19 protein-coding genes and 1 pseudogene are annotated in these 21602 nt (G+C 71.9%); 9 read left to right on the plus strand and 11 right to left on the minus strand.

Translation table 11 applies throughout. The features are described from left to right. The first annotated feature begins 126 nt into the window (after nucleotides 1-126). The gene (gene mptB / locus ABZ887_RS02905; RefSeq protein WP_361282191.1) at nucleotides 127-1521 is read left to right on the plus strand and encodes a polyprenol phosphomannose-dependent alpha 1,6 mannosyltransferase MptB; all 1395 of its coding nucleotides are present in this window, start codon (nucleotides 127-129) and stop codon (nucleotides 1519-1521) included. After that, entirely contained in the window at nucleotides 1518-2870 is a 1353-nt protein-coding gene (locus ABZ887_RS02910; protein ID WP_361282193.1) for a glycosyltransferase family 87 protein, read from the plus strand. Before mptB ends, ABZ887_RS02910 begins: the two co-directional genes overlap by 4 nt. Nucleotides 2871-2959: 89 nt before the next feature. Here ABZ887_RS02910 and ABZ887_RS02915 read toward each other — a convergent pair. The 3 genes and pseudogenes from ABZ887_RS02915 to ABZ887_RS02925 all read right to left on the minus strand — a co-directional run. Next, nucleotides 2960-3805 (minus strand): annotated as a pseudogene (locus tag ABZ887_RS02915) (serine hydrolase); the annotation flags it as partial. Nucleotides 3806-3953: 148 nt separating this feature from the next. Next, a complete protein-coding gene (gene rho / locus ABZ887_RS02920; protein WP_361282194.1) occupies nucleotides 3954-5102 on the minus strand; it encodes a transcription termination factor Rho in 1149 nt (382 codons plus the stop codon). A 270-nt stretch (nucleotides 5103-5372) separates the two neighbouring features. Beyond that, complete coding sequence (locus tag ABZ887_RS02925) at nucleotides 5373-6347, minus strand: alpha/beta hydrolase (protein WP_361282196.1); 975 nt, start codon at nucleotides 6345-6347, stop codon at nucleotides 5373-5375. Nucleotides 6348-6551: 204 nt separating this feature from the next. Between ABZ887_RS02925 and ABZ887_RS02930 the strand changes: the two genes are divergently transcribed. From ABZ887_RS02930 to ABZ887_RS02950, 5 genes are all read left to right on the plus strand, one after another. After that, complete coding sequence (locus tag ABZ887_RS02930; protein WP_361282198.1) at nucleotides 6552-7796, plus strand: cytochrome P450; 1245 nt, start codon at nucleotides 6552-6554, stop codon at nucleotides 7794-7796. Between the two features lie 123 nt (nucleotides 7797-7919). Then, complete coding sequence (locus ABZ887_RS02935) at nucleotides 7920-8690, plus strand: SDR family NAD(P)-dependent oxidoreductase (RefSeq protein WP_361282200.1); 771 nt, start codon at nucleotides 7920-7922, stop codon at nucleotides 8688-8690. 6 nt (nucleotides 8691-8696) lie between these two features. Beyond that, a complete protein-coding gene (locus tag ABZ887_RS02940) occupies nucleotides 8697-9164 on the plus strand; it encodes a VOC family protein (RefSeq protein ID WP_361282202.1) in 468 nt (155 codons plus the stop codon). 13 nt (nucleotides 9165-9177) lie between these two features. Further along, nucleotides 9178-10695: an MFS transporter gene (locus ABZ887_RS02945; protein ID WP_361282204.1), complete on the plus strand. Its 1518-nt coding sequence runs from the start codon at nucleotides 9178-9180 to the stop codon at nucleotides 10693-10695. A gap of 163 nt (nucleotides 10696-10858) precedes the next feature. Then, nucleotides 10859-11797, plus strand: coding sequence for a hypothetical protein (locus ABZ887_RS02950; protein WP_361282206.1), 939 nt, complete (start codon nucleotides 10859-10861; stop codon nucleotides 11795-11797). Between the two features lie 3 nt (nucleotides 11798-11800). On the opposite strand, the gene ABZ887_RS02955 is transcribed toward ABZ887_RS02950, so the two are convergent. From ABZ887_RS02955 to ABZ887_RS02990, 8 genes are all read right to left on the minus strand, one after another. Next, the gene (locus ABZ887_RS02955; protein ID WP_361282208.1) at nucleotides 11801-12571 is read right to left on the minus strand and encodes an SDR family oxidoreductase; all 771 of its coding nucleotides are present in this window, start codon (nucleotides 12569-12571) and stop codon (nucleotides 11801-11803) included. Nucleotides 12572-12614: 43 nt separating this feature from the next. Then, nucleotides 12615-13628: a LysR family transcriptional regulator gene (locus ABZ887_RS02960; protein WP_361282210.1), complete on the minus strand. Its 1014-nt coding sequence runs from the start codon at nucleotides 13626-13628 to the stop codon at nucleotides 12615-12617. A 184-nt stretch (nucleotides 13629-13812) separates the two neighbouring features. Then, nucleotides 13813-14769, minus strand: coding sequence for a fumarylacetoacetate hydrolase family protein (locus tag ABZ887_RS02965; RefSeq protein WP_361282212.1), 957 nt, complete (start codon nucleotides 14767-14769; stop codon nucleotides 13813-13815). Between the two features lie 6 nt (nucleotides 14770-14775). Then, nucleotides 14776-16146 (minus strand): FAD-binding protein, encoded by a 1371-nt coding sequence (locus ABZ887_RS02970; RefSeq protein WP_361282214.1) that lies wholly within the window; start codon nucleotides 16144-16146, stop codon nucleotides 14776-14778. A 7-nt stretch (nucleotides 16147-16153) separates the two neighbouring features. Continuing rightward, nucleotides 16154-16990, minus strand: a complete 837-nt coding sequence (locus ABZ887_RS02975; RefSeq protein ID WP_361282216.1) for a cyclase family protein — start codon at nucleotides 16988-16990, stop codon at nucleotides 16154-16156. After that, nucleotides 16987-17991, minus strand: coding sequence for an amidohydrolase family protein (locus tag ABZ887_RS02980; RefSeq protein ID WP_361282218.1), 1005 nt, complete (start codon nucleotides 17989-17991; stop codon nucleotides 16987-16989). Before ABZ887_RS02980 ends, ABZ887_RS02975 begins: the two co-directional genes overlap by 4 nt. Then, nucleotides 17988-19112, minus strand: a complete 1125-nt coding sequence (locus tag ABZ887_RS02985; protein WP_361282220.1) for an FAD-dependent monooxygenase — start codon at nucleotides 19110-19112, stop codon at nucleotides 17988-17990. The genes ABZ887_RS02980 and ABZ887_RS02985 overlap by 4 nt, the downstream gene beginning before the upstream one ends. A 49-nt stretch (nucleotides 19113-19161) precedes the next feature. Beyond that, nucleotides 19162-19467, minus strand: coding sequence for an antibiotic biosynthesis monooxygenase (locus ABZ887_RS02990; RefSeq protein WP_361282222.1), 306 nt, complete (start codon nucleotides 19465-19467; stop codon nucleotides 19162-19164). Between the two features lie 229 nt (nucleotides 19468-19696). On the opposite strand from ABZ887_RS02990, the gene ABZ887_RS02995 reads away from it, so the two are divergent. Further along, the gene (locus ABZ887_RS02995; RefSeq protein WP_361282224.1) at nucleotides 19697-20662 is read left to right on the plus strand and encodes a fumarylacetoacetate hydrolase family protein; all 966 of its coding nucleotides are present in this window, start codon (nucleotides 19697-19699) and stop codon (nucleotides 20660-20662) included. Then, on the plus strand, nucleotides 20659-21594 hold the full coding sequence (locus tag ABZ887_RS03000) for a VOC family protein (RefSeq protein ID WP_361282226.1): 936 nt from the start codon (nucleotides 20659-20661) through the stop codon (nucleotides 21592-21594). The genes ABZ887_RS02995 and ABZ887_RS03000 overlap by 4 nt, the downstream gene beginning before the upstream one ends. Nucleotides 21595-21602 lie beyond the last annotated feature (8 nt).

Genomic DNA, 21602 nt, shown 5'->3' on the forward strand with positions numbered 1-21602 from the left:
GACGGAGGGTGCGGCCCCTCCGGCGACGACGGTCGACCACCCACAGGTAACAACCAGGCCCCTCCCAAGAAAACACCCCGTCGCTTTCCGGCCACCCGCAATTGACACGCTGACCCAGTGTTGGCCATGGCTTTCCCCGTCGATCTCCGCCGCTGCCAGGTACTCGGCCTGGCCGGCACCGCGTTCCTCGCCCTGGGAGGTGAGACAGCCGGCGCCCTCCCCGTGGAGGACCTGCTCGCACCCACCTCGGTGCAGGCGGCGTTCGGTCTGGTCGGCGTCTACTTCGGCGTCGTCCTGCTGATCGCGGCGTGGCTGCTGCTCGGCCGCCTCGTGCGCGGCGCCGAGCCGCCCACCCCGTGGCAACTGCTGCTGGTCCTCGCCGTCTGGGCGGCCCCGCTGCTGCTCGCGCCCCCGCTGTTCAGCCGGGACGTGTACAGCTACCTCGCGCAGGGCGCCATGGTCGACGCGCACATGGACGTCTACACGTCGGGACCGGCCCAGCTCGGCGGCCCGCTGGCCGACGAGGTCGCGCCGGTGTGGCAGAACACCGCGGCCCCGTACGGCCCCGCGTTCATGGGCGTGGCCTCGCTGCTGTCCGGGCTGACCCGGGGCGAACTCCCGGCCGGGCTCTTCGGGATGCGGCTGGTCGCCCTGTTCGGGGTCGGCCTGATGGCGGCCGCGCTGCCCCGCCTCGCCCGGCACAGCGGCGCCGACCCGGCCGCCGCGCTCTGGCTCGGCGCCCTCAACCCGCTGGTGCTGCTGCACCTGGTCGCGGGCGCCCACAACGACGCGATCATGCTCGGTCTGCTGGGCCTCGGCCTGGTCGCGGCGCTCGGCCGCTGGCCGGTCCTCGGGGCCGTACTGGTCACGCTCGCGGCGCTGGTGAAGGCGCCCGCGGCGCTCGGTCTGCTCGCGGTGATCGTCGTACAGGCGCGCAAGGGCCGCAGTCCCGTACGGGCCACCCTGACGACGGTGATCGCCTCCGGGGCGACGACGGTGGTGGCGACCGCCGTCGCCGGGACGGGGTACGGGTGGATAAGGGCGCTCGACACGCCCGTCTCCCCGCACAACTGGGCGCTCAGCAGCCTGCTCGGCCGGGCCACGGGCCGGATCCTCGAACACTTCGGCAGCGATCTGGCGCCGCTCGCCGTCCCGGCCTGGCATCTGCTCGGGCTGGCGCTCACCGCGGTGACCGTGCTGCTGATATGGGTCCGGCTGCGGCCCCGCCCGGTCTACGCCCTCGGCCTGAGCCTGGCCGCGGTCGCCGCCTTCGGGCCGGCGATCCGCCCCTGGTACGCCATCTGGGGCCTGTTCCTGATAGCGGCGGCGGCGCCCAGCACCTCGGTACGGCACCGGGTCGCGGCCGTCACCGGAGTGCTCGCCCTCGCCGTGCTGCCCAGCGGCGGTCCCGCCGACATCGGCCAGCTGGTCCTCGCCGTCTCCGGCGGGGTGCTCGGCGTGGTCGTGCTGTGGCAGGCCCACCAGGCCGCGCAGGCCCCGGCCGTGGGACGTACCGCATGAGAGGCCCGAGCGGACCGCGGTCCGACCGGGGGAGACTGCTGCTCGTCCTGGTCCTCGTCGCCGCCGTGACCGCGTTCACGGCCACTGTGCCGCTGCTGCGCGACTGGTTCGACCTGCGCGTGTACTACGGCACCGTGCACACCTGGGTGCATCACGGCGGCCGGATCTACGACTACCGGGTGCCCGGGACGACGTACGGGTTCACGTATCCGCCGTTCGCCGCCGTCGGCATGCTGCCCATGGCGCTGGTGGGGCTGCACCTGGCCATCGCCGCCTCGCTGCTGCTGAACCTGGCCGCACTGGCGTTCGTGCTGCGCATCCTGGCCGGGCCGGGCTGGCGGCGCTGGGGCTGGTACCGCTGGGCGCTGGCGCTGTGCGGGCTGGCCCTGTTCGAGCCGTTGCGGGACACCTTCAGCTTCGGGCAGGTGAACCTGGTCCTGCTCGCCCTGGTGCTGGTCGACTGCTGTCTGCTGCGCAGCGGGCGGGGCCGCTGGGCCGGCGTCGGTATCGGGCTCGCCGCCGCGATCAAGCTCACGCCCGCGCTGTTCATCGGCATGCTGCTGATCGGCCGCAAGTGGCGCGCCGCCGCCGTCGCCACGGTCGTGGCGATCGCCGCGACCGGGTTCGCGGCCTGGGCCGACCCGAGGGCGTCCCGCTTCTACTGGACGCAGGCGCTCTGGGACACCAGCAGGGTCGGCCGCCTCGACTACGTCTCGAACCAGTCGCTGCAGGGCGTACTGGCCCGGCTCGGCCATCCGGACAAGCCGCTGTGGGCGATCGTGGTGCTGCTCACGCTCGCCGTGTGGGCGTGGCGGACCGGCAGGGCCGTGGCGGCCGACGACTGGACGGCCGCCTTCGCGCTCACCGGGCTCGCGGCCTGCCTGGTCAGCCCGATCACCTGGGTGCACCACCTGGTGTGGGTGCTCCCGTCGTTCGCGCTGCTGGCCCGCGCCGGGCGCCCGCGGATCGCGGGCGCCCTCTACGCGGTGATGTGCACCAGCGTGGTGTGGCTGTGGTTCGACGACGCGTCCGGCATCGACGGGTTCCTCGGCAGCAACATCTACACCTGGATCACGCTGGGCCTCCTGCTGGGTCTGCCGGTCGGTCAGTCCCGCCCGGAGCGCTCGCCCCTGAGCCGCATCGCCAGGGTGACGGCGCCCGCGCCGAGCACCGCGAAGCCCGCGGCGATGGCGGTGTCCGACCAGCCGGAGTCGTCCTCGGGTGCGGTGGCCGCCGCCATCGGCACGGTGCTCGGATCCGGCCGGGGCCGCGGCGTGGCCCGCAGAGCGTCCAGCGAGCCCACCGGGTCCACCCGTCCGGCCGCCTCGAAACCCCAGTCGAGCAGCTGACGGGCCTCGTCGTACACGCCGCCGTCCTGAGGGTTCATCACCGTCACGAGGAGGGTGCGCCCGCCGCGCCGGGCGGCGGCGACGAGGGTGTTGCCGGCGTTGGTGGTGTAGCCGTTCTTGATCCCGATCAGGCCGGGGTACCGCCCCACACCGTCCTCGCCGGTCAGCAGGCGGTTGGTGTTCTCGATGCCGAAGGACCAGCCGGCGCCGTCGGGGAAGCGGGCCTGGGCGGTGGAGCAGTACCGCGCGAAGTCGGGGTTGCGCAGCCCTTCCCGGCCGAACACCGCGAGGTCGAACGCGGAGGAGACCTGCCCCGGCGCGTCGTAGCCGTCGGGGGACTCGACGTGGGTGTCGAGGGCGCCCAGGGACCGGGCGTTGGCCTGCATCCGGGTGGCGGTGCGGTCCCAGCCCCCGTCGAGCGCGGCCAGGACGTGCACGGCGTCGTTGCCGGAACTGAGGAAGACCCCGCGCCACAGGTCGGACACCCGGTAGGTGTGGCCCGCCTCGACGCCGACCACGCTGCTGTCCTCGGGGACGTCCGCCAGTTCCCGGGACGTCACCCGGTGCGGGAGGTCGGCGGGCAGGACGGGCAGCACGGTGAGCGCGAACAGGGTCTTCAGGGTGCTGGCCGGCGGCAGTCTGCGGTGGGCGTGGCTCGCCGCCAGCACCTGGCCGGTGCCCGCGTCGGCGACCAGCCAGGAGAGCGCGGAGACGTCCGGGAGCTCCGGGGTCCCGGCGTGCGGCCGCACCTGGGTGCCGGACCGGTAGAGCAGCGACGGCCCGGGTACCACCGCCCGCGGGGGCGGGGCGGGGTCCCGCGCCCGGGTGCCGGCCGCGGCCGTGCCGGGCGTCAGCGCCAGCAGGCCCGCCAGGCAGACGGCGCAGGCCGACACCGCCGCTCGCCGAGGCAGTCGGTCAGGGAATCCGATCGTCATATGATCAACGTAGGAATGGTGGCGATACCCCGCGCGCTGCACGGGCCGGTCGGACGACGTGCGCAACCCGGATGCCGCACGCCCGGCCCCGGACCCGGCCCGCCGGGAGGGGCGCCCGCTGTCGGCCCGCCGGCATCGGCGCCCGGTGTCAGCCCGCCGGCAGGGTCGGCTGCACACGCCGCAGGAAGGTCGCGTTGTCCGGGGTCTCCCGCAGCCGCTCCAGGAGCGTCTCCAGGCCGCTCGGGGTGCCCTCGCGGCTCTGCAGAGCCCGGCGCAGTCCACGGACGGCGGTCAACTCGGCCGGACTGAGCAGGAGTTCCTCGCGGCGGGTGCCGGACGGGGCGATGTCCAGGGCCGGGAAGACCCGCCGGGAGGCCAGCTCGCGGTCCAGGCGCAACTCCATGTTGCCGGTGCTCTTCAGCTCCTCGAAGAAGTAGCCGTCGGCCCGGGAGCCGGTGTCCACCAGGACGGTGGCCAGGATGGTGAGCGAGCCGCCCTCCTCCGCCTTGCGGGCGGCGCCGAAGAACCGCTTGGGGCCGAGCAGCGCACCGGCGTCGACACCGCCGCTGAGGGTACGGCCGTTGGAGGCGGCCGCGTTGTTGTGGGCCCGGCACAGCCGGGTCAGGGAGTCAAGAAGGATGACGACATCCTTGCCCTCTTCGACGAGCCGCTTGGCGCGCTCGACGACGAGTTCGGCGAGGGCGATGTGCTCCTTGGCGGGCCGGTCGAAGGTGGAGGCGTACACCTCGCCGCGCACCGAGCGCCGCATGTCGGTGACCTCCTCGGGGCGCTCGTCGAGCAGCAGCACCATCAGGTGGCACTCCGGGTGGTTGCCGGCGACGGCGGCCGCGAACTGCTGGAGCAGCACGGTCTTGCCGGTCTTCGGCGGGGCCACGATCAGTCCGCGCTGTCCCTTGCCGACCGGCGCGAACAGGTCGGCGACCCGTCCGGCGAGCCCGGCGGCGGGGTGTTCGAGGCGGATCCGCTCGTGCGGGTGCAGCGGCGTCAGGTCGCGGAAGTTCCGGCGGCCGCGCAGTTCGTCGGGCGTACGGCCGTTGACGCGCGTGATCTCGGTCAGCGTGCGCCGGTCGGTGCTGACGCCCTCGACGAGGTCGCCCTTGCGCAGGCCGTGACGGCGGATCAGCGCCGGGGCGACCTGGAGGTCGGCGGGGGTGGACAGGCAGTCCGGGGCCCGCAGCCGGCCCTTCCCGCTCTGGTCGGTGTCGAGGACACCGGTGACGGACCGGCCCGCGGGCCGGTCCTGCTGCTGTACGGGGGGTTCGAGTGTGGTGGTCATGAGAGGTGGTCCTTTCGCGGACGGAAGACATGAGTGAAGGGGGGGAGTGGGCCGCGAACGGGAGGGCGCGGGTGCGCAGGCCTCCGTGCGGCGGGGAAGGACACCTCGGAGACGGCTCGAAGGCCCTGGATCACGAGGTGGCGCTGAGAAGCCGCGCTGCCGGTCGCGGAGGGCGACGGGTGAAGCGGCTGCTGAGAGTGGAACCGGCACCGGCGCCCCAGAAAGGGCAGCGACATGTGCTGTCCGGACTATACCAGCGGTTCCACTCCGTCAAACATGACGTCGGCCACCCGTATTCCCGGCGGTGCGTTCGGTCGTGGCGTCCAGCCAGTCCGCGATCAACCGGTAGGCGTCCGGCGCGCTCCGGTGCAGGTTGATGTTGTGGCCGACACCCGGCAGCACGGCGAACTCGAAGTTCCCCGGGGCCCGGGGTGTCAGCCGTTCGACGGCGGCGTAGCCCGAACTGTCGGTGGCGGGATCTATCTCCATCGCGTCATGCTCACCGATCAGTACCAGAGCCGGGGCCCGGACCTCTCGCGCCGCCGCGGCGGCGGTTCCCATGTCCGAGACCTCTCCGCGGGTGATGACGCCCTTGATCCGTTCGTCCAGGGAGAAGACGTCGGGGTGGACGTTGTCCTGGACGTAGAACATGGGAACGCGCAGATCGGTCCGTACGGTCAGACAGGCGTCGTCGACCAGCCCGGTGAGGTGACCGGTGACCGGGTCGTGGACCGCCGGCGTGAACCCGAGGTCCGCCCGCGGATCGTCGTCCTCGGCCGTGGTGCCGATGCCCATGAGTCCGGTCAGCACCACCGCGTCGACGTCCGCGTACCAGGCCGCCTCCGCGGCCGCCAGGACCGAGCCGAGGGAGTGCCCGACGAGCACCACACGGCTGAACGCCTGTCCGCCCAGGGCGCCGGTTCTCGCGGCCCCGACCAGGTGGCTGAGTGCGCGTGCCTGGGCGCGGACGGTGTTGTCGCGTCCCGGCGGGCGGGTGCTGAACCCGGAGCCTATGCGGTCGACCGCCAGCGTGGCGCTGCTGTTCTCGGTCGCGAAGCGCACGTAGGAGTACGTCTGCGGCTCCAGCGGCCAGTCCCAGTAGCGGTGGTCGTAGGTGGCGCCGTGCAGCAGGATCTGCAGTTCGCTCCGCCGGACGGGGTCGGGCACGGTCAGCCATGCGGCTGTGTGCCAGAGGTCTCCTCGGGGCGACGGGACGGGAATGCGCAGTTCCTGTCGGCCGGTCACTTCGGTCTCCCCTCCGAGGCGGTGGGCGGCTCCAGCGCGTGGCGCCGCGGCGCTGTGGTTCCCTCCGGATCATGGTGTCGGTCGGTGACGGAACGACAGTTTGTTTTTCGGGCAACCGTTTGCATCGAGGTCTCGTCGACGGGAAGCCGGTGGGATCGTGGGTGCGTCGCAAGGGTTCTTGAACATGATCAGTCAGGAGTCCCGATGGACCTGCCGCCCGCGCCGTTACCCCGCACCGCTCCTCCCGGTGGCTGCCCTCACGCCGAGAACGCCGTGCTCCTGTCGCGCGGCGCCGTGGTGCCCGTGGTGCTGCCGGGTGGGGTCGAGGGTGCGGCGGTCCTCGCGCACGAGGTGCTCAAGGACTTCTTGCAGCGGCCCGAAGTCGCCAAGGACGCACGGCACTTCACGGAGCTGCGCGAAGGGCGCATCCCTCCGGGGTGGCCGCTCATCACCTTCGTCACGGTGCCGAGCATGCTCACCGCCGACGGGGAGGACCACCGCAGGCTTCGCGGACTGGTCAGCCGCGCCTTCACGCCGCGCCGCGTCGAAGCGCTCCGGCCGAGGATCCGGGAATTGACGGACCTCCAACTCGACTGCCTGGCACGGGCATTGGCCGACGGCGGTGGTGTCGCAGATCTCCGGGAGTACTTCGCGCTGCCGCTGCCCATGGGCGTGATCAGCGAACTCCTCGGCGTGGAGACGGAGTTCAGGGACCGGCTGCACCACCTGTCCGACCGTGTCACGGCGAACGAGATCGAACCGGCCGAGGCCGTCGCCGCCAACCGGGAGATGATCGCCGTCCTCACCGCGATCGCCGCCGCCAGGACCGAGCAGCCCGGGGACGACCTCACCAGTGCCCTGATCGCCGTCCGGGACGAGGGCGGCGACCGGCTCAGCCACGAAGAGCTGATCGGCACCATGCTCCTGATGATCGTCGCCGGGCACAAGACGACGCTCAACCTGATCACCAACGCCGTCCGCGCCCTGTGCGCCCACCGCGACCAGCTCGACCTGGTCCGGGCGGGGGGCGCGGGATGGGCGGACGTCGTGGAGGAGACACTGCGCTGGGACGCGCCGGTCAGCTACTTCCCGTTCCGTTACCCGGTGCGGGACGTGACCGTCGCCGGTACGCCGATCGCCGCGGGCACCCCGGTGCTGGCCGGGTACTCTGCCGCCGGGCGTGATCCGGCCGCGCACGGGCCGGACGCCCACCTGTTCGACGTCACGCGCCCGGCGCGTGCGGACGCCGTACGGCACCTGTCCCTGGGGCACGGAGCCCACTTCTGCCTGGGCGCTCCGCTGGCGCGGCTGGAGGCCACGATGGCCCTCGAAGCCCTGTTCGATCGTTTTCCCGCGCTGGAGCTCGCGGTCCCCGAGAGCCGCCTCACCCCGTACGGCGGCTTCACGACCAACACGGTGAACACCCTCCCGATACGCGTCGGCGCCTGACGCGCATACCAGCCATACGAACCCCCGATGGCGTTTCGCTGACGCATTTCTTGTTCTGGCCATAGGCCCTACCTACGCTGCCACCACCGCACTTCGGCGGCATGGACAAGGGACTTGGCAATCATGGGTCGACTGGCCGGAAAAATCGCTTTCATCAGTGGAACGGGGGCTGGAATCGGCCGGGCCGCGGCACAGGTGTTCGCGGCCGAGGGCGCGACCGTATTCGGCTGCGACATCGACGAGAAGAACGCCGCGGAAACCGTGGAACTCGTCGAGAAGGCCGGCGGTGTCATGCGTTCCCTGGCGCCGGTCGACCTTTCCACCGAGGCCGGGGCGCGGGAGTGGATCGACGCCGGGATCGCGGAATTCGGCGGGATCGACATCCTCTACAACAACGCCTCCGCCCTGCGGAACGGCCCCTTCGAGACAATGCCCGCCGAAGACTGGTACTTCACCATCAGGAACGAGCTGGACATCCCCTACTTCTGCACGCAGGCCGCCTGGCCGCACCTCGTCGCACGCGGCGGCGGAGCCGTCCTGAACGTCGCCTCCGTGGCCGCCGTGCGCGGCGCGCCGTTCATGCCGATGGTCCCGCACGGCGCCGCCAAGGGCGGGGTCCTCGCCATGAGCAAGCACCTGTGCGCGGCCGGCGCCCCGCACCACATCCGGGTCAACACCATCGCCCCGGGCATGACCCGCACCTCGGCCACCGCACCCTTCCTCGACGACCCCGACGGTCCGAAGGCACAGCTGGAGGCGCGGATCCCGGTCGGCCGGGTCGGGCAGCCCGAGGACATCGCCCGCGCGGCGGCCTTCCTCTGCTCCGACGAGGCGGCCTTCGTCAACGGCGCCAACCTCATGGTCGACGGCGGCGACAGCGCGATGGCGGGCTGAGCGCGGATGCACGCACGACTCGACCACGTCGGCGTCAACGTACGCGACCTGCCCGCCCAACTCGCCTGGTACCAAACGGTCTTCGGACTGAGGACCGTCTTCGAGTTCCGACTCGACGGCCCCGGACTCACCGGCGTCGTCCTGGAACACCCGCACGGCTGGCGGCTCGAACTGCTCGCCAGGCCCGGGTCCGTACCCGGCCTCAGGGCACCGGACCCGATGACCGCGGCCCTCACCGAGGGGTACGGGCACTTCGCGGTCACCACCCCCGAACTCGACCCCGTGTACGCCGCGTTGGTGGCACACGGGGCGAGCGAGGTCCTCGCCCCCGGCCCGTCCCCCGAACCCGGGGTGCGGATGGCCTGGGTCAAGGACCCCGAAGGAAATCTCATCGAACTCATAGAACGCGGCGGACTCGGCGAGCACGGCGAACTCGCCGAAGCCGAAGAGCGCGGCACCACCGATAACCCGTGAGATGGAGTGCGGAATGACCAACGCTGTGAAGAAACTGGACGTGGGCACGCTCATAGCCTGTTGTCTGGCAGTTGCCGCCGCGCAGCTGTGCATTACCGTCCCCTCGCCCATCAACGGTGAAATCCAGAGCGCATTCGGTGCCTCGGGATCGCAGGTCGCCTGGGTCACCTCCGCGTTCATTCTGCCCACCGCGATCCTGGAACTGAATTTCGGTGTGGTGGGCGACCTGTTCGGCCGTAAGCGGCTGCTGGTCCTCGGCGGATTCGTGCTGGCGATCGGGGAACTCCTCAACGCCACCTCCCAGAACATCACCATGCTCTGGATCGGCCAGGCCCTCGCCGGCATCGGTGCGGCCGCCCTCTTCCCGAGTTCCCTCGCCGTGATCGCGGCCGCGACGCCCGAGGAGAAGGACCGCGCCAAGGCGGTCTCCACCTGGGCGCTGAGCATCTCCCTCGCCTCCGCCGTGGGCCCGCTCTCCTCCGGCATCCTGGCCACGGTCGCCGACTTCCGCTGGGCGTTCGTGCCGCCGGTCGTCCTCGGTATCGCGGTCGGCATCGCCTGCTGGGCGCTGGTCACCGACTCCAAGGCGCCCGAGGGCCGTGCCCTCGACTGGCCGGGCCAGATCAGCATCGCCGTCGGTCTCACCGCCCTGCTGTGGGGCATCATCGAGGGCGGCGACCGCGGCTGGAGCAGCCCCTCGATCGTCTTCGCGCTGGCCCTCGCCGCCGTGGCCCTGGTCGGCTTCGTGATGGCGGAGCAGCGCGCCGCGTCCCCGATGTTCAACCTGGAGCTGCTGAAGATCCCGTCGTTCGCGGCGGCCGCGGTGGTCGCGCTGACCGGCATGTTCGGCTTCATCGGCACCGCCTACTGCGTCTCCATCCGGCTCGGCGCGGTGATGCACCTCAGCGCCCTGCGCGCCGGCATGCCGTTCGTGATCCTCCAGCTGATCCCGCTGCTCCTGGCGCCGGTGCTCAGCAAGATGCTCACCCGCGTCGAGCCGCGCTGGCTGCTGATGGGCGGCCTGCTGCCGATGGCCGCCGGCCAGTTCTGGATCGCCGCACTGCCCATCACCACCACCTCCCTGGCCGCCTTCATCGGCCCGGTACTGCTGCTCGGCATCGGCTTCATCTGCGTGGTCTCCTCGCTGACGTCGGCCGCCGTGAACGCGGTGCCGATCGAGATGACCGGCATGGCGAGCGGCGCGACCAGCCTGGTCCGCGAGTTCGGCCAGGGTCTCGGCCCGGCCGTGATCAGCACCATCGCGATGAGCGCGGCCTCCTCCGCGCTGGTCGGCAAGCTGACCGGTGCCGACGCGGGCATGGAGGCCGCGGCCGGTCCCCTGGCCGTGGTCAACGCGGGCAGCGACGGCGCCCGGGCCGCCGCGCAGGACGCCCTCGCGCACGGCATGGCCCTGGGCGTGGTGATCTGCGGCTGCGCGTCGCTGCTCGGCGCGCTGGTCACCCTGCTGCTGGTCCGCAAGAACACCGCACGGGCGACGGCCCAGGCGCCGGTGCAGCCGGCATCCGCCTGACCGCGCACCTGACGAGAAGGCCGGGGCTCCCACCCCGGCCTTCCGGCGTTCAGTCCAACTGGCCTGTAACAAAAGGGCCTTGGCCGGTAACGGATGTCCCCGGACCATAACGATCCCGGTCCTGACAGGGACTCGACGTCCGGTTATGCCGTATCTTCACGACATGTCCACGCCACCGCAGCAGCCGCCGTCCTCCCCGCAGCAGCCGCCGTCGTCGTCGGCTCCGCAGCAGTCCTCGCCGCCACCGCAGCAGCCGGACCAGCCCCCGGCGACACCGCCGCAGCCCCAGCAGTTCCAGCAGCCGCAGCCGACCGCGTACCCGTATCCGAACCCGCAGTCGCCGCCCCCGCAGAGCCCCTACGCCCAGCCCACCCTCGCCGGCCAGCCCGCCGCGCCGCAGCAGGCCAACCCCTATGCCGCGCAGCCCGGTTACGGCTACCCGCCGCCGGCCGCACCGCCGACAGGCGGCCCGAACGCGGCCGGCAGAGCCGTGCTGTGGGCCGCCGTGGGCGCGGTGGTCGCGTCCGCCGCCTGGGCGGGCGGCCTCTTCCTGACGGGTGGCTTCGGCACGAGCGCCGACCTGCGCGGCTATCGGGCGCCCGCGAACCTCTGCTCCAGCGCGGACTACTCGTCGTTCAAGGACGAGTACCCCGTGGACGACTCGTCCCCCACGAAGAACGCGATGAAGGACCCGGCGCTGGACGAGAGCGACTGCAGTCTCAGCCTCAAGAAGACCAGCTCCAGCTACGGCGACGCCTACCTGACCATGCAGGTCGACCTGCACAAGAAGACCGACCCGGGACCGGAGTTCACGGCCACCTGGAAGAACTACGGCGACAGCCACACCGACTACGACGTGACGCCCGTGCAGGGCATCGGCGACGAGGCCTACCTGGTCACCCAGGACACCAGCAACGGCTCCACCACCAGCGGCTCGAGGTACGCCACGCTCGCGGTGCGGGACGGCTGGATGACGTACTCCATGTCCTACAGCGCGTACTTGTCCACGTACGACAGCGACACCGACCCGCCCACCGTCGGTGACGTCACCGGCTGGCTGAAGACCGACGCCAGGTCCACGCTGGAGCAGCTCAAGGACTGACGCTCAGTCCCGGTCGAGGGCGTTGGTGATCGCCTTCACCGGGCCGTGCGCCGTGTAGCCGCCGTCGACGGTGATCTCCGCGCCGTTGACGTAGGAGGCCTCGTCGGAGAGGAGATAGACCACCAGCGGCGCCACCTCGTCGACCGTGCCCGGGCGGCCCTGGGGCGTCATGGCGAGGTGGGCGGCGACGAACACCGGGTTGGCGGTGGCCATCAGCGGGGTCTCGATGTACCCCGGGTGGATGATGTTCGTCCGGATGCCGCGCGGCGCCAGCTCCAGCGCCGCCACCTTGGACAGGCCGCGCAGCGCCCACTTGCTGGTCGTGTACGCCACCGCGTGATGCGCGGTGAGCCCGGCCACCGAACCGACGTTCACGATCGAGGAGCCGGCCGGCATCAGCGGGGCGAGGGCCTGGATGCCGAGCAGCGCGCCGGTGGTGTTCACGGCGAAGGCCCGGTTCCAGTCGGCGAGCTCGACGTGGCCGAGCCGGGCCCGCATCGGGATGCCCGCGTTGTTCACGAGGCCGTGCACGGTCTCCAGGGAGGCGGCAAGGGCCGCCCAGTCGTCCGGCGAGGTGACGTCCAGGTGGACGTAGCGGACGTCCAGTCCGTCGGCGCGCAGCGACGCGGCGAGCTTCTCGCCGGCCTCGTCCAGCACGTCGGTCACGATCACCGTCGCGCCCTCCCGGGCGGCCGCGGCCGCCTCCGCGGCCCCCTGGCCCTGTGCGGCTCCGGTGACGACGACGGTACGGCCCGCCAGGCGCGTGCGGCTCACGGCTTCCTCCAAGAGGGGTACGGGAGTGGTCCTCCCGTCCACGCTAGGAAGCCGCGGACAGCTCCGGAAACACGCTCTCGGAATGGGTGGCATCCGCCTCGGCGATCTCCGGCGGCGTCCCTTCGCCCAGTGCCCCTTCGCCCAGCGCCTCCTCGCCCAGCGCCGCCCCGACTCTGCGGACGGTGTCCCGCAGCCACCGGTGTGCCGGGTCCGCGTGCCGGTTGTGGTGCCAGTACATGGCCTCCACGAGCGGCACGTCCGGGAACGGCGCCGGTACGACCGCACAGCGCGCGAAGCCCTCGTAGCGGCGGGCCAGCCGCTCCGGGACCATGGCCACCAGGTCCGTACCGCTCACCAGGAACGGCAGCACACTGAAGCCCGGCGTGCTGACCTGCACCTTCGGGGTGATCCCGAGGGTCTCCAGCTGGCGCTCGGCGGGGGTGTGGCTCTTGCCGATGGCGCAGGCCGCGTGCGGCATCTCCGCGAGGTCGCGCAGGGTGAGCCGGCCGTCCACCAGGCGCGGGTTGTCCGGGTCGACGATGCACACGAACCGGTCGTGCATCACGGCCTCGCTGACCCCGGGCAGCTGGTAGCCGAGCGGCACGATCATCAGGTCGTGGCAGCGCAGGTGCGTCTCCGTCTCCAGCTGCCCGTCCACGATCGGGTGGAAGTCGATCCGCACGCCCGGCGCCTCGGCCGCGATCACCCGCAGCAGCGGCTCCACGAACACCGTCATCACGTAGTCCGACATGACCACGGAGAACCGCTGGCGGCTGCGGGCCGGGTCGAAGTGCCGGGTCAGCGACAGCGCCTCCTCGGCCTTCTGCAGCGAGCCCTGCACGACCGGCAGCAGCCGCTCCGCGAGCGGCGTCAGCTCGTACTCCCGGCCCACTCTGATGAGCAGCTCGTCGTTGAAGTGCCGGCGCAGCCGGGCCAGCGAGCCGCTCATCGCGGACTGGCTGGTGGACAGTCGTACACCCGCGTGGGTGACGTTCTTCTCCTCCAGGAGCGCTTCCAGTGCCACCAGAAGATTGAGATCGATCGCTCCGAGACCCACGAGTGTCCCCTTCCGGCCGGCCACGTCCTTGAAGCTTCGGTGAAACGCGAGGTTAACCAGCGGACGGCCATCGAGGAAGGGGGTCGGGGCGACTCTCAGGAAGATGCGATGCCAGGCATGCCGTCGCCGGATACCCGCAGGTGGGGGGCCTGCGCGCACCACAGGCCCCCCACAGCTTCGGGTGCTAGGGGCGCGGCGTGCGGCCCCTCTTGCGGGCCCGCGGAAGATACGCGTCCGCCCGTCCGGGCACGATCCGGTTGGCGAGCGTGCCCAGCCGCTCCACGGTCAGCGTCACCTCGTCGCCGGGCTGCAGCGGGGGCGGGGTGCGCTCCCCGAGCCGTCCCCAGAACTCCGCCAGCGCACCCCAGCCGCAGGTGCCGGAGCCGAGGATGTCACCGGGGCGCACCCAGGCGTCCCGGCTGGCGTAGGCGATCATCTCCTCGAAGGTCCAGGAGACGTTGGCGAGGGTGTCCCGGCCGATCAGCTCGCCGTTCAGGGTGACCGTCATCTCCAGGTCCAGGAAGCCGTCCGCGTCCCGCCGGTCCTCGACCTCGTCGGCGGTGACCAGGCAGGGGCCGAGCGTGTTGGCGAAGTCCTTGCCCTTGGAGAAGCCCAGGCCCAGGTTCTTCTCCGGCTTCTGCAGATCACGGGCCGACCAGTCGTTGAAGACCAGGTACCCGACGATGTGGTCCCTCGCCTGCTCGGGGGTGAGGTCGCGGCCGCTGCGGCCGATCACCGCGCCGACCTCCAGCTCGAAGTCCAGCACCGAGCAGCCCGCCGGGACCGGCACGTCGTCATGGGCGCCGTAGGCGGCATGCGGGTTGGTGAAGTAGAAGTTGGGCGCCCGGTACCACTCCTCCGGGACGTGCTCCAGGCCGTCCAGCGACTTCGACACGCCCTCGATGTGCGCCTCGAAACCGACGAAGTCCCGGATGGACGGCGGCTTCAGCGGCGGCAGCAGCCGGACCTGATCCACCGTCAGCTCACCCGGTGTGCCGAGGGCCTCGGCCCCGGCCGCGTGCAGCACGCCCGCCTCGACGAGGGTGAGGATGCTCACCCCGTCGGGCAGCGGGTGGATCACCTCGTCCCGCACCACACCGGCGCGCTCCTCGCCGTCGTGCTCGTATGTCGCGAAACGCATGGCTGCTCACTGCTCCCAGTGGTTGGTGTTGGTGACGGTCCCGGCGCTCAGATGGCCGGCGAACACGCCCTTGGGGTCACGGGCGGCCCGGATCCCGTTCAGCCGTCGCCACTGCTCGTCCCCCATGAACCGCAGCTGCCGTACCGTGAAGTCGGAGTCGCCGAGGTACTGGCCCGCGGTCACCGGCTGCATCGCCGCCATCGCCTCGTCGAGCCAGCCGCGCAGCTCCGCGTCCCGGCCGGGGTCGTCGTGCACGACATAGCTCGCGCAGTAGATCTCCGACTGCAACGAGAAAGCCATGTCGGGGAGTTGCCGCAGCGGCGCCATGGAGAACCAGATGGTGAAGGTCTGCCGGGTCGGGTGCTCGGTGAACGCCTTGCGGATCGCCGGGACGACCTCCTCGGCGCTGCCGGTCAGCCAGGCGTTGTCGACGAAGTAGCGGTGGCCTTCCGGGTTGGCGGTGCGCTGGCCGGTCAACTGCTCGGCGAGGGTGGTGGGTCGGGCCTCGATACGGAACAGGGCCCGGTCTGCGTACGGATTGGCGTGCAGGGGCGCGAGCGCCTCGGCCGCCTCCTCGGGGGTGTCGGTCATCGAGACCCCGGTGACCAGCAGCACCGGTCCGTCGAAGTCGGGCGGGGTCTGGGTCAGGGCGACGATCTCGACCAGGTCGGAGACCGTGTGGTGGATGCCGTGCAGCCAGGTCATGACCTCGTCGAAGAGGTCCAGCGGGTAGGCGTGCACGGTGTGTGCGAGATGCCCAGGGAGCGGGCGGGTGCGCAGGTGGAAGCGGGTGACGACGCCGAAGAAGCCGGGGCCCGCCCCGCGCGCCGCCCAGAACAGGTCGCTGTTCTCGCTCTCGTCCGCCCGGACCAGTTCGCCGTCTGCCGTGACGACGTCGATCGCCACGATGTTCTCGGCCGCCCAGCCCCACCCGCGCGCGTTCCAGCCCTGCCCGCCCTGGAGCAGGAACCCGCCGATGCCGACGGACGGACAGTGCCCGCCGTTGAAGAAGCGCCCGAACCCGCCCAGATACGGGTTGAGTTCGTCGCCGCCCTTCACGCTGGGGGTGGCCGTCACGATCCCGGTCGTCTCGTCGTACGCCATCTCACGGAACCCGCCGAGGTCGATCAGCAGCGCGTCCCGGCGCACCGACCAGGCGGCCCAGCTGTGCCCGCCGGAGCGGACGGCGACCTGCCAGCCCTGCTCCAGGGCGAGTCGTACGCCCTCGACGACGTCCTGTTCGGTGACGGCCCTCAGTACGGCGGCGGGGGTGCGGTCGGCGGGGCGGCGGGCGTTGAAGACCCTGCCGTACACGGCCTCCTCGAAGTCCTCGCCAGCGGGGAGGTGGAGGGTGCCGGAGAATCGGTTCGTGTTCACGGGCGGCTCACTTGACTGCGATGGGGTTGACGGGGGCACCGACTGCGCCGGTCACCGGCAAGGGTGCTGCCACCAGCAGGAACTCGTGGACACCGTCGGCCGCGCAGTCCTCCGCGAGGGCTTCCAGGTCCCACATCTCGCCCAGCGGCAGACCCATGTGGGGGACGGCGATCCGGTGCAGCGGCGACTGCACCGGACCGGCGAATTCGTGCGGCCGCACTTCGAGGCCGTATGTGTCGGTGGCGACGGCCGCGATCTCCGTGCGGTGCAGCCAGCCGAGGGTGGTGAAGGACAGGCCGGGTGCGTCCCCGGCCGCGTACCCGGCCCACGCGCCGAGCCGCCGTACCCGGCCGAGCTGTCCGGTGCGGACGAGAACGATGTCACCCCGGCGCACACTGGAGGTGGCCCCCTGCGCCTCGACGGTGTCCCGCAGGTGCTCCTCCAGGATCGGGAAGCCGTCGGGGAGTTCACCCCGCGCGTCGCCGATCGCCCGGCCGACGTCGAGCAGCACCCCGCGGCCGGTGAAGGCGTCGCGCAGGTGCTCGATGCCGGTCACGGCGTCGCCGTCGTCGGTGGCGGTGCGCGAACTGCCGTGCCATGCCCGCTCGGTGTCGTGGCCGCGGCCCAACCCGTGCCACCGTGTGGTGGCCCCGGGCCCGGACCCGTGGATCTCCTGGGCCAGCGAGAAGGAGCGGCCGCGCCGGACCAGACCCGCGGCGTGCGCGCGGATCGCGTCGTCGACGAAGTTGAGCGTGCCCAGGACGTCGTCCTCGCCCCAACGGCCCCGGTCGCGGTAGGCGGCGCGGGCCTTGGCCAGCTCTTCGTCGAGGGGACCCAGGGTCATCGGGTGTGTCCTTTCAGCAGCAGGTCGAGGGCGTTGCCGCCGGCGATCGCGTCCCGTGCGGCCGGGGCCAGGCCGGCCGCGTCCAGCCGGGCCACCGGGTCGCTCACCCCCATGTCGAACGGGTGGTCGGTGCCGAGCACCACCCGGTCCGCGCCCACCTCCTCGACCAGATGGCGCAGCGCGCGAGGCGTGTAGACGAGGGCGTCGAACCACATCCGCCGCAGATAGGAGCTGGGCGGTTCGGCGCAACCGCGCGCGTCCGGCCGGACCCGCCAGGCGTGGTCGGAGCGGCCGATGTACGTCGGCAGGTAGCCGCCGCCGTGCGCGGCGACCAGCTTCAGGCGCGGGAAGCGGTCCAGGACCCCGGTGAAGATCAGGTGGGAGAGCGCGACCGTGGTCTCGGTGGGCTGGCCGACCGTGTTGCCGAGATAGTGCGAGGCGAGCCGCTCGCCGAGCGAACAGCCCCACGGGTGGACGAACACGACCGCGCCCAGCTCCTCGGCCTTCAGCCAGACGTCGTCGTGCGCCGGGTCGGCCAGCTCGCGGCCTTCCACGGTGGTGGAGACGCTGATGCCGTACAGGCCCAGCTCGGTGACCGCCTGGTCCAGCAGGGCGACCGCGAGGTCCGGGTGCTGGAGCGGTACCGTGCCGAGGCCGTACAGCCGGCCGGGCGCGGCGGCGCAGTGCGCGGCCACCGCCTCGTTGACGGTACGGGCCAGTTGCACCGCGAGGACGGGGCCGGCCCAGTAGTGGTGCATGGGCATCGGGCCGACCACCTGGAGGTCGACGCCCATCGCGTCGAGGTCGGCCAGCCGGGTGTCCACGTCCGTCAACCTGCCCGCCAGGCGCTGGAGCTGGGCCCGGTTGGCGGCCAGCGACTCGGCGGAGTGGGCGCGCTGCTCGGCGGCCAGCTCGGCGGCGAATCCCGTGGTGTCCGCCACCAGGGCGTCGGCCCCGGGGACCGCGAGATGGCCGTGGAAGTCGACGACGGGCGTGCTCATGCGGCCACCGTCAGGGAGGAGAGCGTCTCCGACATGATCCGGGCCGGGTCGGCGCCCGGGGTGTCCGGGTGGATCTCCCACTCGGCGAGCTGCAGGGAGTTGTCCAGCACCATGCGGACGCGGGGCAGCCGCCGGGCCATGAACCGGGCCAGGGCCCGGTCCACCGGCTCGTCGGCGGTGACCAGCTCGGCCAGCAGCACCGCGTCCTCCATGCACATCGCGGCACCCTGCGCGATCAGCGGCGGGCAGGCGTGCGCCGCGTCCCCGACCACCATGGCCCGGCCCCGGTGCCAGTCCTCGTCGACCAGCACCGCCTCGATCCAGCGGTAGTCCACCGCCGTGTCGTCCGGCAGCGAGGCGAGGATCTTCCCCCAGGTGCCGCCGTACCCGGCGCCGCGCTCGCGCAGCAGGTCCAGCGAGGCGCGCGGGCCGATCAGGGACGCGTCCAGGTTCTCGTCGAGGAGGTAGGCGTAGCACTGGTCGTCGGAGATCGGGCTGTAGCCGGCCTTGTAGCGGGGACCGCCGTAGTACACCTCCGCGCAGTCCATCTCGGCCGGGCGCCGGGCCACCACCCGGAAGATCGACATGCCGACCGGGCGGGGCCTGGTGGTGATGCCGATGAGCGCGCGCATCGCCGAGTTGATGCCGTCCGCGCCGACCACCAGGTCGTAGCGGCCGGTGGAGCCGTCGGTGAAGGTCACGTCCACATGGTCGGCGGACTGGTCGAGGCCGCGCACGCTCAGGCCCAGGCGGACGGTGACGCCGTGCGCGTACACCGCGTCGCACAGCGCGTTCTGCAGGTCCGAGCGGAGCGCGCCCGCCGTGGACGGCAGGTCCGCGCCGCCGGTGTGCGGGGTCTCCAGCTCGGTGATCAGACCGCCGTCCGCCCGGCGCAGCCGCATCAGGTCGAACGGCACCGCCCGGGCCAGCACCCGGTCCAGCACGCCCACCGAACGCAGCGCCTTGAGGGCGTTGCCCTGGATGGTGATGCCATGGCCCACCCCGAACCACTGGGGCGAGACCTCGACGAGCTCCACCCCGACCCCGCGCTGGGCGAGGGCGAGACACAGCACGCTTCCGGTGATGCCGCCGCCGACGACGAGCACCTTGTTCACGGGCATGGGCGATCCTTGCGAAAGTAGAAAGACAGACGGTGGGGGGCAGCAGCTTTCAGCCGGTGAAGCGGGGGCCCAGCTCGCGGTAGTGCTCGACGGCAGGCGGGGCGGCGAAGAACGGGCCGACCAGGGCCCGCCAGCGCGCGAACCGCTCCGACTCCCGGAAGCCGACCGTGTGCGCCTCGACCGACTCCCAGCCGACGAGCAGCAGGAAGGTCCGCGGCCGCTCCGCGCCGCGCAGCAGCTCGGCCCAGCGGAACCCGTCCGCCTCGGCGAGCACCTCGCGGGCCTTGCCGAAGACCTCCTCGAATTCCGCCTCCCGGCCTTCCTCGACGGTCAGCTCGGCGTGCTCGACAACCACGGTGCGCTCCTCGGTTCGGGGTGGCATCGAGCCTGATCGGCGGTAGGTGCAGGGTCAACGGATCGAGGCATCGACAAGGGGGACGTCATCCATCCCGTACGGCGATGGAGCCGCAGATGGGAGCACGGAACCGCAGGCGATGGCAGGCATCGCGAACGGCCATTTCCGCCGACCGCCCGCGATGCCTAGCGTCGAAGGCGAGCCCGCACCCGTACGAGGAGAGCCGCCCGTGCCCGAACCTTCCCCCTCCCACGCCGGACCCTTCGCGCTCGGCACCTTCAGCGACGGAGCGGCCCCCTTCCCCGGCCTGGTCGCCGGCACCCGGGTCCGCGACCTCTCCGGCACGGTCGCGTCGGTACGCGCGCTGGTCGAGGACTGGGACACCTGGCTGCCCCGCCTGCACGAGCTGGCCGCGGCCCCCGACGGCCCCTGGCACAACCTGGCCGACCTGCGGGTCCTGACTCCGATCGAGCCCGGCCAGATCCTGCAGAGCGGCGCCAACTACCGCAAGCACGTGGTCGACCTGGTCGCCGCCGAGAAGGAGAGCGTGCACGGCGCCACCCCCGAGGAGGCCCGCGCCGACGCCGAGAAGATGATGGACGAGCGGATCCGCTCCGGCGTCCCCTACATCTTCCTCGGCTCACCGCGCGCGCTGTGCGGGCCGTACGACGACGTCGTGCTGCCCGCGCTCGGCGAGCAGCACGACTGGGAGCTCGAACTCGCCCTGGTCATCGGGAGGTCGGGGAGGGACATCCCGGCCGCGGAGGCGATGGCGTACGTCGCCGGGTACACGATCAGCAACGACCTCACCACCCGCGACCGGCTGTACCGGCCCGACCTGAAGGCCATCGGCACCGACTGGTTCACCGCGAAGAACGCCGACACCTTCCTGCCGACCGGGCCGTTCCTGGTCCCCGCGGAGTTCGTCGGCGACCCGGGCGACCTGCGGATCACGCTCCGGCACAACGGGGTGATCCGGCAGGACGAGTCCACCAAGGACATGATCTTCGACATTCCCCGGCTGATCGCCTACGCCTCCACGACCACCACCCTGCGCCCCGGCGACCTGCTGCTCACCGGCTCCCCGGCCGGCAACGGCGCGCACTGGGGGGTCTTCCTCAGGCCCGGAGACGTGATCGACGCGGAGATCACCGGCCTCGGCCATCAGCGCAACACCGTCAGGAGCCACGCATGAGCTTCCAGCCCATCACCCATCTGCGCCATGTCGACCTGGCCGTACCCGACTTCGATACGCAGCGGGCCTTCTACGGCACCACCTGGGGTCTGACCGAGGTCGCGAACGACAGCGGCATCGCGTTCTTCGCCGCCGAGGGCAGCCCCGAGCAGTACATCGTGCGCATCCGCGAGGACGAGCGGAAGCGGATGGACCTCGTCGCCTTCGGCGCGGAGTCACCGGCGGCCGTCGACGAGCTCGCGGTGCGGCTGGGCCGGGCCGGCGTGCGGATCGTCCACGAGCCCCGCGCACTCGACACCCCCGGCGGCGGCTACGGGCTGCGGTTCTTCGACCCCGACGGGCGGGTCGTCGAGGTCTCGGCCGACGTGGCCACCCGCGCCCACCGGAAGATCGAGGAGCGCGAGGCCATCCCGGTACGGCTCTCGCACTGTGTGGTCAACTCCCAGGACCCGGAAGGCCTGCGGGACTTCTACATCCACAACCTCGGCTTCCGGCTCACCGACACCCTGTACTCCACGCACATGGGTGACCTCATGTACTTCCTGCGGTGCAGCCCGCTGCACCACTCCTTCGCCATCGCGCGCGGCCCCCATGTGTCGCTGCACCACGCCTCGTTCGAGATGCGGGGGGTGGAGGAGTACATGCGCGGCACCGGGCGTGCGCTGCGCGCCGGGACCCGGCTCACCTGGGGCCCGGGACGGCACCTGGCGGGCGACAACACCTTCTCCTACTTCCACGACCCGCACGGCAACACCGTCGAGTACACCACCGAGCTGGCCGTCCTCGAAGAGGACCTGTGGCACCCCGGCCGGCACGACGTGGACAACCCGGTCACCCAGGACCAGTGGGGCACCGCAGACCCGATGAGCGAGTCGGTCGCCAAGGAGCAGTTCAACGACCCCGACGTGCTCTTCGAAGCGCCCCCGGTCTGAGCCGCCGA

The organism is Streptomyces sp. NPDC047061, from assembly GCF_040643955.1.
Taxonomy (GTDB): domain Bacteria; phylum Actinomycetota; class Actinomycetes; order Streptomycetales; family Streptomycetaceae; genus Streptomyces.

What these genes read in the sequence shown, in the direction of transcription:
- ABZ887_RS02935 (WP_361282200.1), top strand. Translation starts at nt 7,920, where the DNA reads ATGGGTCGACTGGCCGGAAAAATCGCTTTCATCAGTGGAACGGGGGCT.
- ABZ887_RS02930 (WP_361282198.1), top strand. Translation starts at nt 6,552, where the DNA reads ATGGACCTGCCGCCCGCGCCGTTACCCCGCACCGCTCCTCCCGGTGGC.
- rho (WP_361282194.1), bottom strand. Translation starts at nt 5,102, where the DNA reads ATGACCACCACACTCGAACCCCCCGTACAGCAGCAGGACCGGCCCGCG.
- ABZ887_RS02950 (WP_361282206.1), top strand. Translation starts at nt 10,859, where the DNA reads ATGTCCACGCCACCGCAGCAGCCGCCGTCCTCCCCGCAGCAGCCGCCG.
- ABZ887_RS02980 (WP_361282218.1), bottom strand. Translation starts at nt 17,991, where the DNA reads ATGAGCACGCCCGTCGTCGACTTCCACGGCCATCTCGCGGTCCCCGGG.
- ABZ887_RS02910 (WP_361282193.1), top strand. Translation starts at nt 1,518, where the DNA reads ATGAGAGGCCCGAGCGGACCGCGGTCCGACCGGGGGAGACTGCTGCTC.
- ABZ887_RS02945 (WP_361282204.1), top strand. Translation starts at nt 9,178, where the DNA reads ATGACCAACGCTGTGAAGAAACTGGACGTGGGCACGCTCATAGCCTGT.
- ABZ887_RS02965 (WP_361282212.1), bottom strand. Translation starts at nt 14,769, where the DNA reads ATGCGTTTCGCGACATACGAGCACGACGGCGAGGAGCGCGCCGGTGTG.
- ABZ887_RS02940 (WP_361282202.1), top strand. Translation starts at nt 8,697, where the DNA reads ATGCACGCACGACTCGACCACGTCGGCGTCAACGTACGCGACCTGCCC.
- ABZ887_RS02985 (WP_361282220.1), bottom strand. Translation starts at nt 19,112, where the DNA reads ATGCCCGTGAACAAGGTGCTCGTCGTCGGCGGCGGCATCACCGGAAGC.
- ABZ887_RS03000 (WP_361282226.1), top strand. Translation starts at nt 20,659, where the DNA reads ATGAGCTTCCAGCCCATCACCCATCTGCGCCATGTCGACCTGGCCGTA.
- ABZ887_RS02975 (WP_361282216.1), bottom strand. Translation starts at nt 16,990, where the DNA reads ATGACCCTGGGTCCCCTCGACGAAGAGCTGGCCAAGGCCCGCGCCGCC.
- mptB (WP_361282191.1), top strand. Translation starts at nt 127, where the DNA reads ATGGCTTTCCCCGTCGATCTCCGCCGCTGCCAGGTACTCGGCCTGGCC.